This is a genomic window from Pseudomonas sp. FP453 (genome assembly GCF_030687495.1).
In the GTDB taxonomy this organism is placed as follows: Bacteria; Pseudomonadota; Gammaproteobacteria; order Pseudomonadales; family Pseudomonadaceae; genus Aquipseudomonas.
This window is the reverse complement of the sequence record NZ_CP117435.1, coordinates 5,524,958-5,540,349: the sequence shown is the minus strand read 5'-3', so window position 1 is coordinate 5,540,349 and position 15,392 is coordinate 5,524,958. Positions and strand designations below refer to the sequence as shown.

General features: G+C 63.2%; 15 protein-coding genes. 7 read left to right on the top strand and 8 right to left on the bottom strand.

From position 1 onward, the window contains the following. Nucleotides 1-20: 20 nt before the first annotated feature. From ribE to PSH87_RS25190, 7 genes are all read left to right on the top strand, one after another. Nucleotides 21-497, top strand: a complete 477-nt coding sequence (gene ribE / locus PSH87_RS25220; protein ID WP_003176356.1) for a 6,7-dimethyl-8-ribityllumazine synthase — start codon at nucleotides 21-23, stop codon at nucleotides 495-497. Further along, the gene (nusB, locus tag PSH87_RS25215; protein ID WP_017736636.1) at nucleotides 494-994 is read left to right on the top strand and encodes a transcription antitermination factor NusB; all 501 of its coding nucleotides are present in this window, start codon (nucleotides 494-496) and stop codon (nucleotides 992-994) included. The genes ribE and nusB overlap by 4 nt, the downstream gene beginning before the upstream one ends. 17 nt (nucleotides 995-1,011) lie before the next feature. Further along, complete coding sequence (thiL, locus tag PSH87_RS25210; protein WP_305431523.1) at nucleotides 1,012-1,977, top strand: thiamine-phosphate kinase; 966 nt, start codon at nucleotides 1,012-1,014, stop codon at nucleotides 1,975-1,977. Nucleotides 1,978-2,032: 55 nt separating this feature from the next. Then, complete coding sequence (locus PSH87_RS25205) at nucleotides 2,033-2,752, top strand: ABC transporter substrate-binding protein (RefSeq protein WP_017736634.1); 720 nt, start codon at nucleotides 2,033-2,035, stop codon at nucleotides 2,750-2,752. A gap of 129 nt (nucleotides 2,753-2,881) precedes the next feature. Beyond that, a complete protein-coding gene (ribA, locus tag PSH87_RS25200; protein ID WP_016978544.1) occupies nucleotides 2,882-3,499 on the top strand; it encodes a GTP cyclohydrolase II in 618 nt (205 codons plus the stop codon). After that, nucleotides 3,496-3,915 (top strand): nuclear FMR1 interacting 1 family protein, encoded by a 420-nt coding sequence (locus PSH87_RS25195; protein ID WP_017736633.1) that lies wholly within the window; start codon nucleotides 3,496-3,498, stop codon nucleotides 3,913-3,915. Before ribA ends, PSH87_RS25195 begins: the two co-directional genes overlap by 4 nt. After that, nucleotides 3,912-4,700, top strand: a complete 789-nt coding sequence (locus PSH87_RS25190; protein WP_305431522.1) for a cobalamin-binding protein — start codon at nucleotides 3,912-3,914, stop codon at nucleotides 4,698-4,700. The genes PSH87_RS25195 and PSH87_RS25190 overlap by 4 nt, the downstream gene beginning before the upstream one ends. A gap of 101 nt (nucleotides 4,701-4,801) precedes the next feature. Here the strand turns inward: PSH87_RS25190 and PSH87_RS25185 are convergent, their stop codons facing one another. From PSH87_RS25185 to PSH87_RS25150, 8 genes are all read right to left on the bottom strand, one after another. Then, nucleotides 4,802-6,691 carry a TonB-dependent receptor domain-containing protein gene (locus PSH87_RS25185; RefSeq protein WP_305434366.1) on the bottom strand — a complete coding sequence of 630 codons (1,890 nt, stop codon included), beginning with the start codon at nucleotides 6,689-6,691 and terminating at the stop codon, nucleotides 4,802-4,804. Between the two features lie 156 nt (nucleotides 6,692-6,847). After that, the gene (gene dxs, locus PSH87_RS25180) at nucleotides 6,848-8,746 is read right to left on the bottom strand and encodes a 1-deoxy-D-xylulose-5-phosphate synthase (RefSeq protein ID WP_305431521.1); all 1,899 of its coding nucleotides are present in this window, start codon (nucleotides 8,744-8,746) and stop codon (nucleotides 6,848-6,850) included. 111 nt (nucleotides 8,747-8,857) lie between these two features. Beyond that, nucleotides 8,858-9,745, bottom strand: coding sequence for a (2E,6E)-farnesyl diphosphate synthase (gene ispA / locus PSH87_RS25175; RefSeq protein WP_305431519.1), 888 nt, complete (start codon nucleotides 9,743-9,745; stop codon nucleotides 8,858-8,860). After that, nucleotides 9,742-9,984 carry an exodeoxyribonuclease VII small subunit gene (locus PSH87_RS25170; RefSeq protein ID WP_003176346.1) on the bottom strand — a complete coding sequence of 81 codons (243 nt, stop codon included), beginning with the start codon at nucleotides 9,982-9,984 and terminating at the stop codon, nucleotides 9,742-9,744. Before PSH87_RS25170 ends, ispA begins: the two co-directional genes overlap by 4 nt. Nucleotides 9,985-10,072: 88 nt before the next feature. After that, on the bottom strand, nucleotides 10,073-11,212 hold the full coding sequence (locus PSH87_RS25165; RefSeq protein WP_305431517.1) for a Fic family protein: 1,140 nt from the start codon (nucleotides 11,210-11,212) through the stop codon (nucleotides 10,073-10,075). 92 nt (nucleotides 11,213-11,304) lie between these two features. Then, nucleotides 11,305-13,734 (bottom strand): TonB-dependent siderophore receptor, encoded by a 2,430-nt coding sequence (locus PSH87_RS25160; RefSeq protein ID WP_305431516.1) that lies wholly within the window; start codon nucleotides 13,732-13,734, stop codon nucleotides 11,305-11,307. 103 nt (nucleotides 13,735-13,837) lie between these two features. Then, nucleotides 13,838-14,770 carry a FecR family protein gene (locus PSH87_RS25155; protein WP_305431515.1) on the bottom strand — a complete coding sequence of 311 codons (933 nt, stop codon included), beginning with the start codon at nucleotides 14,768-14,770 and terminating at the stop codon, nucleotides 13,838-13,840. Next, nucleotides 14,767-15,276 carry an RNA polymerase sigma factor gene (locus PSH87_RS25150; RefSeq protein WP_017736625.1) on the bottom strand — a complete coding sequence of 170 codons (510 nt, stop codon included), beginning with the start codon at nucleotides 15,274-15,276 and terminating at the stop codon, nucleotides 14,767-14,769. The genes PSH87_RS25155 and PSH87_RS25150 overlap by 4 nt, the downstream gene beginning before the upstream one ends. Between the last annotated feature and the right edge of the window lie 116 nt (nucleotides 15,277-15,392).

Sequence of the window (15,392 nt, the reverse complement as noted above, 5' to 3'; positions counted from 1 at the left end):
CTCTTTAAGAGATTTGTCGAATGACCCTGAAGACCATCGAAGGTACCTTCATCGCCCCCAAAGGCCGCTACGCCCTGGTAGTGGGCCGCTTCAACAGCTTCGTGGTTGAAAGCCTGGTAAGCGGTGCCGTGGACGCCCTGGTTCGCCACGGTGTGAGCGAGAGCGACATCACTATCATCCGTGCGCCTGGCGCCTTCGAAATTCCACTGGTTGCGCAAAAAGTTGCGCAGCAGGGTGAATACGCGGCGATCATCGCCCTGGGCGCGGTCATTCGTGGCGGTACTCCGCACTTCGAATACGTGGCTGGCGAATGCACCAAGGGCTTGGCCCAGGTGTCCATGGAGTTCGGCGTACCGGTTGCGTTCGGCGTGCTGACCGTGGATTCCATCGAGCAAGCCATCGAGCGTTCCGGCACCAAGGCCGGCAACAAAGGCGCTGAAGCTGCCCTGTCCGCCCTGGAAATGGTCAGCCTGCTGTCGCAGTTGGAGGCCAAGTGATTTCCGACGAGAGCGACAACTTCAACCCGCGCGAGCCACGTCCAGCCGATGCCGGCAAGCCGTCCAAGAACGAGAAGCGTCGCGCTGCTCGTCAGTTGGCGACCCAGGCCCTGTATCAGCGCCACCTGGCCGGTACTTCGCTGAACGAAATCGAAGCGCAGTTTCGCGTCGACAACGATTTTACCTTCGCCGACCTGCCGTACTTCCACGACATCCTGCACGGTGTGCATGCGCACCTGACCGAGATCGACACGGCCCTGGCCCCTTGCCTGGACCTGACCATCGAAGAGCTGGACCCGGTTGAACTGTGCGTGATGCGCCTGTCTGCCTGGGAACTGCTGTACCGCGTCGACGTGCCGTACCGCGTAGTGATCAACGAAGGCATCGAGCTGGCGAAAGTCTACGGTTCGACTGACGGTCACAAGTTCGTCAACGGCGTGCTCGACAAGCTGGCCCCGCGCCTGCGTGAAGCCGAAGTGAAGGCGTACAAGCGCTAACCTGCGCTTGATTCGCAATGGGCGAGTTTGAGCTGATCCGCAAATACTTCGCCGCCGCGCCTTGTGCGCAGGGCGGCGAAGGCATTGCCCTGGGGATCGGCGACGACTGCGCCTTGCTGGCGCTCCCCGCCGGGGAGCAGCTGGCAATCTCCACCGATACCTTGGTGGCTGGGGTGCACTTTTCCGACCCCTGCGACCCGTTCCTGCTCGGCCAGCGCTCGTTGGCCGTGGCCGTGAGCGACCTGGCCGCCATGGGCGCCAACCCCCTTGCATTCACCCTTGCCCTCACCACCCCGACCGTCGATGCCGATTGGCTGCAACGCTATGCCCAGGGTTTGAACGCCATGGCGCAAAGCTGCGGCGTTGGCCTTGTGGGCGGTGACACCACGCGTGGCCCGCTGAGCCTGACCCTGACCGTGTTTGGCCGGGTGCCCGCCGGGCAGGCGTTGACGCGCAGCGGCGCGCAGCCGGGCGACTTGCTGTGTGTGGGCGGCGAGTTGGGAGATGCCGCTGGCGCCTTGCCACTGGTGCTGGGCCAGCGCAGCGCCGAGGCGGCGATTGCCGAGCCGTTGCTGGCGCACTATTGGTCGCCGCAACCGCAGTTGGCGTTGGGGCTGGCGTTGCGGGGCAAGGCGACCTCGGCCATGGATATCTCCGACGGGTTGCTGGCCGATTGCGGGCATATCGCCAAGGCCTCGGCTGTCAGCCTGTTGATCGAACGCCAGCGGTTGCCGTTGTCCCAGGCGCTGCTGGCGTTTGTCGGTGACGACGACGCGCGTGTGGCGGCCTTGAGCGGGGGCGACGACTACGTGCTGGCGTTCACCCTACCGCCCGGCGAACTGGCGTCGCTGCTGGCAAACGGTTGGCCGATCCACGTGATCGGCCGGGTCGAGGCGGGGCAGGGCGTGACGCTGCTGGACGCCAACGGCCAGGACATCACCCCGGCCGTGCGTGGCTATCAGCACTTTCGCGAAGCGCCGTAAGTCGGCGACCTGCGCTAATCTCTACAGGGTCTTTACGGAGTAGGAGCTTGTCACCATGGATGTGCGCCACTGGCTGCTGATCCTGCTGTGCGCCTTCATGCCTCTGGCCTACGCCGATGAGGCTCCCGGCAAAGTCATGCTCGCCAGCGAAGCCTGGGACGACTACACCAACGCTGATGGCAGCGGCCTGGCCTGGGACGTGTTGCGTGAAGTGTTCGAGCCGGCCGGGATACAGCTGCAAACCCGCACTGTGCCGTATACCCGCTCGGTTGGCCTGGCCCAGCGCGGCGAGGTGGATGGCTGGGTCGGTTCCTACCGGGACGAAGCCACCGGCGTGCTCTACCCCCATTGGAACTTTGACTCCGACCACATCTACGCCCTCGGGCTGGCCAGCACGCCGACGCCAACCCTGGCGACACTGGGCGACTACCGCTTGGCCTGGGTGCGTGGCTACAAGTACGAGGAATATTTGCCCAATGTCCACCGGTTCAACCAAATCGAACGCCGCGATGGCATTTTGCCGATGCTGCAACACGGTCGGGCAGACTTCTATATCGATGCGCTGAGCGAAGCGAAGTACGTCCTCAGTCAATCCGAGGAGCCGTCGAAGTTCCAGCTCACCCACATTGCCGAGCTGCCGTTGTATATCGGCTTTGCCGATACTGAGCGGGGACGGGCGTTGATGGCGGTGTATGACCAGCGCGTCGAGGCATTGGTGAAAAGCGGCGAATTGAAGGCGATCTTCGAGCGCTGGAAGCAACCCTACCCGTTCTGATCTGCATAGAACCGAGTGGAAGGCCAATCGAACCTATTGATCTTTATCAACGATAATTCAGCTTAAGCGTCTGTAGGAACGTGCTGTTACAATGGCCGCCTTTGTAAAAACTGAAATCAGGAGCACACGGTGCCCGTCGTTTTCGTCGCCGCTTCCAAGCTGCCTACCCCTTTTGCCACGTTCACCATGAACGGCTTTCTTGAAGAAGCCACCGGGCGCGAGCACGTTGTGCTCAGCCTTGGCGATATCGCTGACGGCGCACCGGTGCTGGGCCGCGTGCACTCCGAGTGCCTGACCGGTGACGCCCTGTTCAGCCAGCGTTGCGACTGCGGTTCGCAACTCGAAGCAGCGATGCGCGCCATCGCCCGTGAAGGCCGTGGTGTGCTGTTGTACTTGCGTCAGGAAGGCCGTGGCATTGGCCTGATGAACAAGATCCGCGCCTACGAGCTGCAAGATGGCGGCGCCGATACCGTCGAGGCCAATGAGCGCCTGGGCTTTGCCGCCGACCAGCGCGACTACGCGATCTGCCTGCCGATGCTCGAACACCTGGGGGTCAAATCCCTGCGCCTGATGACCAATAACCCGCGCAAGGTCAAAGCCTTGACCGAGATGGGCATCACCGTCGCCGAGCGCGTGCCGCTGCACACCGGGCACAACCCGCACAACAAACTCTACCTGGCCACCAAGGCCAGCAAGCTCGACCACATGATGGGCAACGAGCACCAGGGCGAGGTTGACCGCGCGTGACCCGTGGCCAGGTGAAACGGCGACTGTCCTTCAACTGGTGGCAGTACCTGGCCCTGGCGCTGCTGCCCTTGTTTGTGATCAACCTGGTGTTCGGCCAAGCCGAATCCCTGCTGCCCGTGCTGGCCATGCCGTTCTTTATTGCCGGCGTGGCCTCGATGTTTCTCAGCCTGCGCTATTTCCACGGCTATAAACACGCGCTGATCGCCACCTCGAAAGCCCTCGACACCCCCGAAGAACCCGCCGCCTGGATCACCCTCGCAGCCCGTCGGCGTACCGCCTTGCTGATTGCCGCCGTGCCCGCCTGGATCGGCGCGCTGGCCGTGTTTGTCGGCCTGGAAGCGGTGCCGTTGTTTCTATTGGCGCTCTCGACCCTGGTGCTGTTCTACCTCTATCGCATCCCCCGTCAACTGGGATGAAGCGCCCCTGGCTGGCGCTCCTGCTGCTGGCATGCAGCGTCCAGGCGCAGGCGGCCGAACGCGTGGTCAGCCTGGCGCCATCCCTCTCTGAAATCGTGGTTGAACTGGGCGCCGCCGACCTGCTGGTGGGCGTGCTCGACGGCGGCGAACGGCCCGCCGCCCTGGCGACGCTGCCGTCGGTCGGGCACTACGGCCAGTTGAACATCGAGCGCCTGCTCAGTCTCAAGCCCGACCTGATCCTGCTCTGGCCCGGCAGCGTCGGTCCGGCGCAGCGTGAGCAGTTGCAGCGCTTGAACATCCCCGTCTACGTGGCCGAACCCCATAGCCTTGAACAGCTCGCCAGCCAGGTCCAGGCCATCGCGGACCCGTTGGGCCGTGCGGATGCCGGGCGCCAGCTGGCCGCACAGTTGCGCCAGCGCCTGGGCGAACTGCGCCAGCGCTACCATCGGGATCAGCCGTTGCGGGTGTTCTACCAAGTGTGGAACCAACCGCTCTACACCGTGGGCGGCGGGCAGATCATCAGCGATGCGCTAAGCGTTTGCGGCGCACGTAATGTGTTCGATGGCCTCACATTGCCCGCCCCGCAGGTGAGTATCGAATCGGTGTTACAGCGTGATCCCGAGGTGATTCTTGTGGGGGATCAAGCCCAGAAAGATGCCTGGAGTGTCTGGCCAAACATGGCTGCACGCGTGCGGTTGGTGCCGGATAAAGGGCTGGAGCGGCCCAGTGGGCAGATGGTGGAGGCGGTGGCGCGGTTGTGTCAGGTGATATCGCCTGACCTGTGAGACCGCTATCGCAGGCAAGCCAGCTCCCACAGTTTAGATCTGTGAATACATTCAAAATGTGGGAGCGGGCTTGCCCGCGAAGAGGCCAGTGCAGGCGCCGATCAAATCTCAGGTGTCCAGGTCACACCAACCATCCACACCCGGCCTTCTTCCCGATAAGCCTGATTGTTCTTGAAGTCCGCATCGTCATAGCTATACATCGCCCGCGCAAACGACTTGTCCAACAGGTTATCGACCTTCAGCGACAACGCCACTTCCCGATTCAACGCCCAACTGCTGCGCAAGCCGAGCAGCGCATAGCCGCCCAGGCGTTGTGTGTTGTCCTGCGCGTCATAGCTGCTGCTGATCGCCTGCCAGCTGGCGCCCACCCCCAGCCGATCGAACTGCCGGTCCAGGTCCAGGCTCAACGTACGACGCGCCCGGCGGGCCAGGGTGTGGCCACTTTCGCGGTCACGCGGGTCGATAAGCGATAGCCCCAGGTTGCCTTGCCAGCCAAACAGCTCTTGCTTGAGCGCGGCCTCAAAGCCATTGATACGTGCCGACGCGACGTTTTGCGGCTTGCTGGCGCTGTCGAGGATGATCGCATCGCGCAGGTCGGTACGGTACAGCGAGGCTTCCAGGCGCGTGCTGTCGCTCAATTGGCTACGCCATTGCAGCTCGTAGCTCTTTGAGGTCTCGGGCTGCAGGTTCGGGTTGCTGTACTTGGTGTCGGGGTAATACAGGTCGTTGAAGGTCGGCGCGCGGAAGCCTTCGCTGTAGCTCAGCAGCAGGTCGTTATCGGGGTTGAGCGGCAAGGTGACGCTGGCGCTCCAGCTGTTTTGCCCGCCGAACTGCTGGTTCTGGTCGCGGCGCAGGCCCAACTCGGTCGAGAACCACGCGCCGTGAAAGCGATGCTGCACAAACGCGGCGCGATTCCAGCGGCTGTTTTCGGTAAAGGTGGTGGAACCGTGGAAACGGTCTTCGTACCAATCCGCGCCGAGTATCAGGTTGTTCTGCTCGTTCAGGGTGAGGTCGTTCTGCCAGTTGACCGAGTCGCGGTAGGTGTTGAACACGCTGAATTCATCGCTGAGGGTGTCGCGCTTGGTGTCGCGATTCTCGCTGTGGCCCAGTTCCACGCGCGACTGCCAGCGCTCACCGAGGCTCGCGTCGACATAGGCGCTGGCGCTGCTCACGGTGTAGTTGGTGTAGGGTTTTTGCCCCACGCTTTGCCCGCTGGCGAAGTCATAACGGCCGAAGCTGTTGTCGTATTCGGACTTGCCTCGGCTATCCAGCAGGTTGAAGCCCACCGACAGTTCATCGCTGAAAGCATGACTGAGGTTCACGCTGATGGACTGGTTGCGATAGGCATCATGGTCGCCATCGCTGGGGAATGACGCATGTGTCGAGTTGATGCCCGCCGTTTCATCCAGACTCGCGCCCAGGTTGAAGCGCGTGCGTTCATCACCCCCGGACAGCCCGAGGCTGCGCTCCCAGGTCTGGTGGCTGCCAAAGCCCAGCTTCAAGCGCGGTTGTAGGCCTTGCCCGGCATTACGCCGGGTGAAAACCTGGATCACCCCGCCAATCGCGTCGCTGCCGTAAATCACCGAGCGCGAGCCGCGCAACACTTCCACCCGTTCGATCTGGTCGACATTCAGGTATTGCAGGCCGCTGTCGCCGGAGGTGGTGTTGGCGATGCGCTGACCGTCCACCAGCACCAGGCTCTGGGCGGATTTTGTGCCGCGAATATAAACCCCTGGCAAACTGCCACGCCCACCCGTTGGGGCGATTTGCACGCCGGGCACGCGGCTGAGCAGATCGGTCACGCTTGTGGGTTGCAGGCGGTCTATATCGTCGCGGGTGAATACCGTGTTGGCGGCGCTGCTGTCGTTGCGCGCCTGCACCTGGCGGTTGGCGCTGATGACCATGTCGGGGAGGGTGAGCGCTTGGTCGCGGGTGTCGGCGAGCAGTTCGGGGGCAGGTAGAAGCAGCAGGGCGAGGTGCAGGCGTTTTATGGTCTGTCCTTAGAGTTTGAAGTCGACACAAAACAAATGTGGGAGCGGGCTTGCCCGCGAATGCGGTGGGTCAGCTACCAATAAGCTGGCTGATCCACCGTATTCGCGGGCAAGCCCGCTCCCACATTTTGATCCGGTTTCGATCGGGGGATTGGGTTACAGGCCCAGCAGCGCCATGCGCTCGCGCACCGACGCTTCAATCCCTGCCTCATCCAACCCACACTCCGCCAGCATCTGCGCCGGCTTGGCGTGTTCGACGTACACATCCGGCAAGCCCAGGTGCAGCACCGACTTGAGGATGTTCTCCCGCGCCAGGAACTCGCTGACCGCCGCGCCCGCACCGCCCATGATGGCGTTTTCTTCGACCGTCACCAGCAGCTCGTGGCCGGCGGCGATGTCGCGTACGAGGGCTTCGTCCAACGGTTTGACGAAGCGCATATCGACCACGGTGGCGTCGAGCTTCTCGGCGACCTTCAAGGCTTCGGCCAATTGCACGCCAAACACCAGGAAGGCGGTCTTGCTGCCTTGGCGGCGCACGATGCCCTTGCCGATCTCGATCGGTTCCAGGTCCTTCTCGATCACCGCATTCGGGCCGTTGCCGCGCGGGTAGCGCACGGCGGCCGGGCCGTTGTACAGGTGGCCGGTGCTGAGCATCTTGCGCAGTTCGTTTTCGTCGCTCGGCGTCATCACCAGCATGCCGGGGATGCAGCGCAGGTAGGACAAGTCGAAGCTGCCGGCGTGGGTCGGGCCGTCTTCGCCCACCAGGCCTGCGCGGTCGATGGCGAACAGCACGTCGAGGTTCTGCACCGCGACGTCATGCACCAACTGGTCGTAGCCACGTTGCAGGAAGGTGGAGTAGATCGCCACCACCGGTTTGGCGCCTTCACAGGCCATGCCGGCGGCGAACGTGACGGCGTGCTGCTCGGCAATCGCCACGTCGAAGTAACGCAGCGGGAAACGCTCGCTGAACGCCACCAGGTCGGAGCCTTCCTTCATCGCCGGGGTAATCCCCACCAGGCGCGGGTCGGCGGCGGCCATGTCGCACAGCCATTCGCCGAACACACCGGAATACTTCGGCCCGCTGGCCTTTTTCGGCGCGGCGGCGGGAGCGTCCAACGGTTCCAGCTTGGTGATGGCGTGGTAGCCAATCGGGTCGACTTCCGCCGGGGCGAAGCCTTTGCCTTTCTTGGTGACGATGTGCAGGAACTGCGGGCCCTTGAGGTCACGCATGTTGCGCAGCGTGGCGATCAGGGTGGGCAGGTCGTGGCCGTCGATCGGGCCGATGTAGTTCCAGCCCAGCTCTTCGAACAGGGTGCCGGGTACCAGCATGCCCTTGGCATATTCTTCGGTGCGCCGGGCAATTTCCCACGCGCCGGGCAGACGCGAGAGCACCTTCTTGCTGCCTTCACGCATGCTGGCGTAGGTGCGGCTGGAGAGGATCTTGGCCAGGTAATTGGACAGGCCACCGACGTTGCGCGAGATCGACATGTCGTTGTCGTTGAGGATCACCAACATGTTGGCGTCCACTTCCGGCGCATGGTTCAGCGCTTCGAAGGCCATGCCCGCGGTCAGCGCGCCATCACCGATCACCGCAATCGCCTTGCGATCGCTGCCTTGCAGGCGGGCGGCGATGGCCATGCCCAGCGCGGCACTGATGGAGGTGCTGGAGTGGCCGACGCCAAAGGTGTCGTACTCGCTCTCGGCGCGGCGCGGGAAGGCGGCAATGCCGTCCTTCTGGCGCAGGCTGCCCATTTGTTCGCGGCGGCCGGTGAGGATTTTATGCGGATACGCCTGATGGCCCACGTCCCACACCAGCCGGTCGTCCGGGGTGTCGAACACGTAATGCAGGGCGATAGTCAGCTCGATGACGCCCAGGCCGGCACCGAAATGCCCACCGGTCTGGCCGACCGTGTAGAGCAATTCCAGGCGCAACTCATCGGCCAGGGTTTCCAGCTCGGCTTCACCCAGACGACGCAGGCCGGCCGGCGTGGCAGCACGGTCGAGCAGGGGCGTGGACGGGCGCTTGCGGGGAATCTCTTGAAACGTCGTGGGCATCAGGCGAATCGTTATAGGTATAAGAAGAGGCGGCAGTTTACCTCAAGCATCGCAAACTGCCCACGCAGAGCGCCGAACTTGGCCGATATGCGGCCGCAAAGGCCGCCCTGATCAGTGCCGGCGTTCGACGATATACCGCGCCAGGTCACGCAGGGGCTCGGCCGCCGCGTCGAAAGGTCGCAGGGCGGCCAGGGCCAGGTCGCGCAGTTCCAGGGCATAGGCCTTCGCGGCTGCAAGCCCGAGCAGTGCCGGATACGTCGGCTTGTCCCGTGCGATGTCGGCGCCCTGGCGTTTGCCGAGGGTGGCGGTGTCACTCTCGACGTCGAGGATGTCGTCCTGCACCTGGAACGCCAGGCCGATGGCGCGGGAATAGGTGTTCAGCGCCGCGAGTTGTTCGGCGTCGGCGCGGCCACTGGCCAGGGCGCCGAGGTGCACGGCGGCTTCGATCAGTGCACCGGTCTTGTGCCGGTGCATGTATTCCAGGGCCTGTTGATCGAGCTTCTGGCCGACCGAACCAAGGTCGATGGCTTGACCACCGACCATCCCGGCAGGGCCCGCGGCGACGGCCAGGGCGGTGACCATGCGCAAGCGGATCTCGGCGTTGACGCTGCTCAGCGCAGGGTCCAGCAGGGCGCTGAACGCCAGGCTTTGCAGGCCGTCACCGGCGAGAATCGCACAGGCTTCGTCAAAGGCCTTGTGGGTGGTCGGCTGGCCGCGACGCAGGTCGTCGTCGTCCATGGCCGGCAAATCGTCGTGTACCAGGGAGTAGGCGTGGATCAACTCCACCGCACAGGCCGCGCCATTGGCCTGCTCGGCCGGTGCGCCGAGGGCTTCGCACGCGGCATACGCCAGCAACGGGCGCACACGCTTGCCGCCATTCATCACGCTGTAGCGCATGGCTTCATACAGCCGCTTGAGTTCGGGACTTGGCGCAACAAACAAGGGCTCCAGCGCCGCATTGACCCGGGCTTGGCTACTGGCCTGATACGCGTCGATCATTCCGGCTGTTCCGCATCGAAAGGTTCTTCGGCCAACTCCCCGTCACGTTCCAGCAGCACCTGGACCTTCTGCTCCGCCTGCGCCAAGGCGCTCTGGCAGTCGCGGGTCAGGCCGATGCCTTGCTCAAACGCTGTCAACGAGTCTTCCAGCGACAACTCGCCGTTCTCCAGACGCTCGACCAGGGTTTGCAGGTCGGCGAGGGATTGTTCGAAATCGAGTGCAACTTTTTTGCGGGCCATGGCGGCTATTCCGGTAGACGGTAAACCGGCGCGACACTAGCAGACATGGGGATGCTGGGCAAATAAGCGGGCAAATGAGCGGGGCGGCTCAATCGCCCAAGGCATTGATTTGATAACGCGTACTACGGCCTCCGCCGGGCAATCGCACCAGGCAGTTTTTCTCCAGCAGATCAGCCAGGTGACGCGTGGCGGTCGCCTTCGACACCTTGGCCACGGCCTGGTACTGGGCGGCGCTGATACCCTGTTCAAAGCCCTTTTCCCCGCCGTCCAGCAAGCGGTTGAGCACCTTGATCTGTTCGGCAGACAGCACGAGGTCACGGTGCTGCTGCCAGAACCGGCTGTTGTCGAGCACCCGGTCAATCTGCGCCATGGCCTGTTGCACGCTGCGCAGCAAGGTCTTGAAGAACCATTCGAGCCAGTCGGTGATATCCAGCGTGGCTTTTTGGCTCGACTCCAGCGCCTGGTAATAACCCGCGCGGTCCTCAAGGATGCTGGCCGACATGGCATAAAAACGAATGGCCTGGTGCTCGCCCTGGGCCAATGCCAGGTCAGTGATGGCGCGGGTCAGGCGACCATTGCCGTCGTCGAACGGGTGCAGCGTGACAAACCAGAAATGCGCGACGCCGGCGCGGACGAGTGGATCAAGCTCCGGTTGGTCGCGGCTGGTTTCGAACCATTGCAGGAACTCATCCAGCGCGTGTTCCAGGCCTTTGCGCGGCGGCGCCTCGAAATGCACCGTCGGTCGATCAAGCCGGCCCGACACCACCTGCATCGGCTCATCCCCGCGCAATGCGCCGATATTCAGCGCACGCGCAGCAAAACCGGCTTCAGGCGTCGGGAACAACAAATGATGCCAATTCAAAAGGCGGGCGAGGGTAAAGGGTTGGGCGAATTGTTGTGTGGCATCCAGCATCAGCTCCGCCAGGCCTTCGCTGCGGCGGCTGACGCGGGCGTCCTTCACCGGCTCCAAACCCAGACGTCGCGCCAGGGACGAGCGTACCGAGCCCACATTCAACTGTTCCCCCTCGATTGCCGAAGAGGTCAGGATATTTTGCAGCAACGCATCCAGTTCATTCTGCGCGTTGACCGCCTGGCTGACGCTGCCGAGCATGCCCAGCAGCTTGCCTTGGGCTTGCCCGCACTCGCGCAACAAGACCGCCAGGCGACCCGGTTGCCAGTGGAAGTGCGGCCAGTCGGCGTGTTGCCAGACCCAGAAGGGGTGGTCCATGGAGCAGTACCTGAGTGGGTGAGCCGAATAAAGAGGCTATTCGGCTCATTTGGTGAGCCGATTGTGCAATGTATTCGGCTCACCGTCCACCGTCAGAAATCGTACTTGAACCCCGTCATCACATTCCGCGGCGCCCCATAAACCCCGGCGCTGGTGGTGGTGAAGTACTCCTTGTCGAACACATTGTTGAGGTTCACCGACGCCGACAGGTTTGGCGTGATTTCGTAGCGCGCCATCAGGTTGGCCACGGCGTAGCTTTCCTGCGTGTAGTAGCTCAGGTCGAAGCCGGTTTTGCTCTGCCAGTTGAAGCCGCCGCCGACGGTCAGTTTGTCCAGCGGGCCGGACAGGCGGTAGGTGGTGAACAGCTTCACGCTGTGGCGGGGGATTTGCGTGGCGATGCGTTGGTCATCGGCGTCGGTGCTGACGCTGTAGGTGTAGCCGCCGGCGGCGTTCCAGCCCGGGGCCAGTTCGCCGTTGAGTTCCAGCTCCACGCCCTGGGTGGTGGTGCCTTGCACGGCTTTGTAGGCCTGGAACAGTGTGGGCGTCAGCTTGTTGCCGTCGGGCTGTGAGAGGTTGTCCTGCTCCAGGCGGAACAACGCCAGGCTGGTGTTCAGCGTGTCGTCATTGAAGCTGCCCTTGATGCCCAACTCATAGCCGGTGCCTTCCAGCGGCGCCAGGTAGGAGCCGCTGACGGTCTGGTCGCTTTGCGGGCTGAAGATCTTGGTGTAGCTGCCGTACACCGACCAGCGTTCGCTGAGGTCGTAGACCAGGCCGCCATAGGGGATGAACACGCCGTTCTCTTCGCGGTCGAGGTGGATGTCGTCGTAGCCTGCGGCGGTGTAGGAAACGTCGTCAGTCTGCTTCCAGTTGATCAGGCGCCCGCCGAGGATCAGGCTGGTGGCGTCATTGAGGTGCCAGCGCGAGGTGAGGTAGGCCGAGTACTGGTTTTCCTTGAAGTCCTCTTTGCCCTTTTTCTCGAAGTCGGGCTTGGGCGCGCTGCCGTCCCAGTCGTAGATCGGCCCGATGGTGCCGTCGTAGCCGGTCCAGGCGCGCATCCAGCCGCCGTAGTCCGGCGCGTTGGTATTGCGGATTTGCGACAGCTGCATCCCGGCGATCAATTCATGCTCACGCCCGAGGAATTCGAACGGGCCGGTGACATAGGCGTCTATCGCGTTCTGCTTGGGGTTGCCCTGAAACTTGTTGGGGATCACCAGGCCGCCCAGGCCGGTGGCCGGGTCGGGGTTGCCGGAGAGAAAGTCGATGGCCGAATCGTATTTGTTTTCGGTGCGGGTGAAGTCGAGCTTGGCGCTCCAACCGTTATCGAACTGCTGCTCCAGGGACGCGAAGTAGCTGGTCTGCTGGTGATCGTAGAACGACCAATCGGTGGCGGTGTTGTAGGACCGTTTGAAATCCGTACGCCCGCCAGCGCTGTCGAACAGGGGGAAACCGCTACGCGGCGGCGCGTTGGTGTGCACGGTCTGGTAGCTGAAACCCAGGGTCAGCAGGGTGCTGTCGCTGAGGTCGAATTCGCTGATGCCGTAGACGAGGTTGGTGTCCTGTTTATAACGATCGACCCAAGAGTGTTGGTTCTTGTAGTCCAGCACCATGCGCCCACGGATATTGCCGGCGTCGGTGAGCGGCCCGGAGACGTCCACCGAGGTGCCGTAGCGGTCCCAACTGCCGGCTTCGCCGCTGATGCTGGCCTGGGGCGTGGCGGTGGGTCGCTTGCGGATCAAGTTGATGGTGGCCGACGGTTGGCCCATGCCGCTGATCAGGCCGGTGGCGCCGCGCACCACTTCGACGCGGTCGTACATGGCGGTGTTCTGGGTGTAGTTGTCCATGCGCGACGAGGTCGGCACGCCGTCGATCTCGAAGTTGCTGATGGCGAAACCGCGCGAGTAATAGGCGTCGGAGTCCGCGCCCTGGCCTTCGCGTACCACGGTGATGCCGGAGGTGGCCTCCATGGCGTCCGTCAGGTTCGAGAGTTTCTGGTCGGCGATGCGCTGCTGGGTGATCACCGTGACGGACTGCGGGGTTTCCTTGAGCGCGATGTTCAAACGGTTGGAGCTGCTGGACGACTGCGTGGTGTAGGAACCGGTACCTTCGGTGGTGGAACCGGGCGCCTTGCCGGAGATGCTCACTGGCGCCAATTGCAGGGTGTCGCTCGCACTGGCCGGGATATCGATTACAAAACTGCTGGCGTTCGGCTGGCTGTAGCGGGCGTGGGTGCCGCCGGTGAGGATGGCCAGCGCTTGCTGTGGGGTATGTTCGCCGTGCAGTTCAGCGGAACGCAGGCCATTGGCTTGTGCCGCGTCGTACAGCACTTGGTAGCCGCTTTGCTGCGCGAACTGGTCCAGCGCGTCGGTGAGCGATTGCGCGGCGATATTGAAACTTAAACGTTGGCTGCTCGCCGCGTTTGTCGTCGGCGTGGCCGCCTGGACGTAGGACAGTGGCAAGCTGGCCGCCATCAAAGCGACCGCCAGCGGTAAGTAGTTGAACCCCGTGACCTGTGAATACGGCATACATCCTCCCCGGACTACAAATGATAATGCTTCCTAAGTGCGGGGTAAGACGCAGCAGGCAGCCGAATTACCGTGGGAGGCGAAAATAATTTTTGCGTGGCGATCAACCGCGCACGATCAGCACGCGACGGGTGAGTGCGGTGGTACGCAATTTTTGGGTGCTGATCAACGCGTCGAGGGCGCTGTCGATCTGTTTCAAGTTGAAGCTGGCGCTGATGGGGCGCTGACCGACCTGCTCGTCGAGCCATATCACCCGGCCGCCCTGATAGCGCATCAACTCCTCCAGCACCTCGCGCAACGGTGTATTGCGCACGCGCAGTTGGCCGTCGCGCCAGGCCAGCAGGCGCTCGGCATCGACGGTTTGCGGCGCTTGTACCTGGCCCTCGATGACCTTGAGTTGTTCGCCCGGTTGCAGCACCTGATGTTGCCCGCCGCCCATCACTTCGACGCGGCCGCGCAGCAGCGTGACTTCGTCTTCGGCCGTGCCATGGCTGACGGCAAACGCCGTGCCCAGCACGCGCACTCGCGCATTGCCGGTTTGCACCACGAACGGCCGGCCATCGTGGCTCACGTCGAAGAACGCCCGCCCGCGCAACAGGTGCACGCGGCGTTCATCATTGTTGAGGCTGATATCGACGGCGCTGTCACTGTCCAGGTGCACCTGCGAGCCGTCGGCCAGGGCGATGTCCTGCTGCTGCCCGGTGGCCGTGGCGTAATCACTGCCCCAGGTATTCAGCGGCGGGGTCATCAGCATCAGCGTGGCGAAGGCCAGCAACACGCAGGCAGCGGCGGCATACAGCGTGCGTCGTGGCAGCGGCCGGCGTCGTTCGCTGCGTCGTACTGCGTGGGCCGGTTGCTCCAGCAGGCGCCAGAGCATTTCCACATTCTGGTAGGCATTGGCATTCAGCGGGTCCGCACGCCACAGCGCGTACGCATTGCGCTGCTCGGCGCTGACGTTTTCGCTGCGCAGGCACGTCCACCAATCCAGCGCTTGCTGATCACGTTCGGACGGCGAGGGTGCAGGGTGATTATTCATCGGGACTCGTTGCCTTGCAGGACCGCCGCGCAATGGGCCATGGCCTTGTTCAAATGCCGCTCGACCGCACGGGCATCCAGGCCCAGGCGAATGGCGATTTCCTTGTAGCTCAGTTGCTCGACCCGGGCCAGCAGAAACACTTCACGGGTGGGCGAGGGTAGCCCATCGATCAGGCGCTGCAAATGCTCCAGGGTATTTCCGGCGATCGCACTGCCTTGTGGGTCGGCGTCACCGGCCAGGTCTTGCAGTTCCTGCTCGTCGCGAATGCCGCGTACGCGGTTGCGGCGGGCGTGGTCGATGCTCAGGTTGTTGGCGATGCGGTAGAGGAAGGCGCGCACGTTGCCGATCTTGGCGACTTCGCTGTTCATCAGGCGGATAAACGCGTCTTGCAGCAGGTCGTTGGCGGTTTCGCGGCAGTTCACCCGGCGCGTGAGGTAGGCCAGCAGTTCATTGCGGTGACGGCGATAGAGCGGGCCGAGGTTGCGGTTGCCGGGGTCGTCGGACATGGCACGAAGCGCCGCTCAGGGGGTGGGGGAAGGGATGGTAGTGCTAATGAGAAATTGTCGCAAGAACACTGGTTCGCGACGCCAGCGTGTGGCAGAGGCGGTTATCACAGTAATGG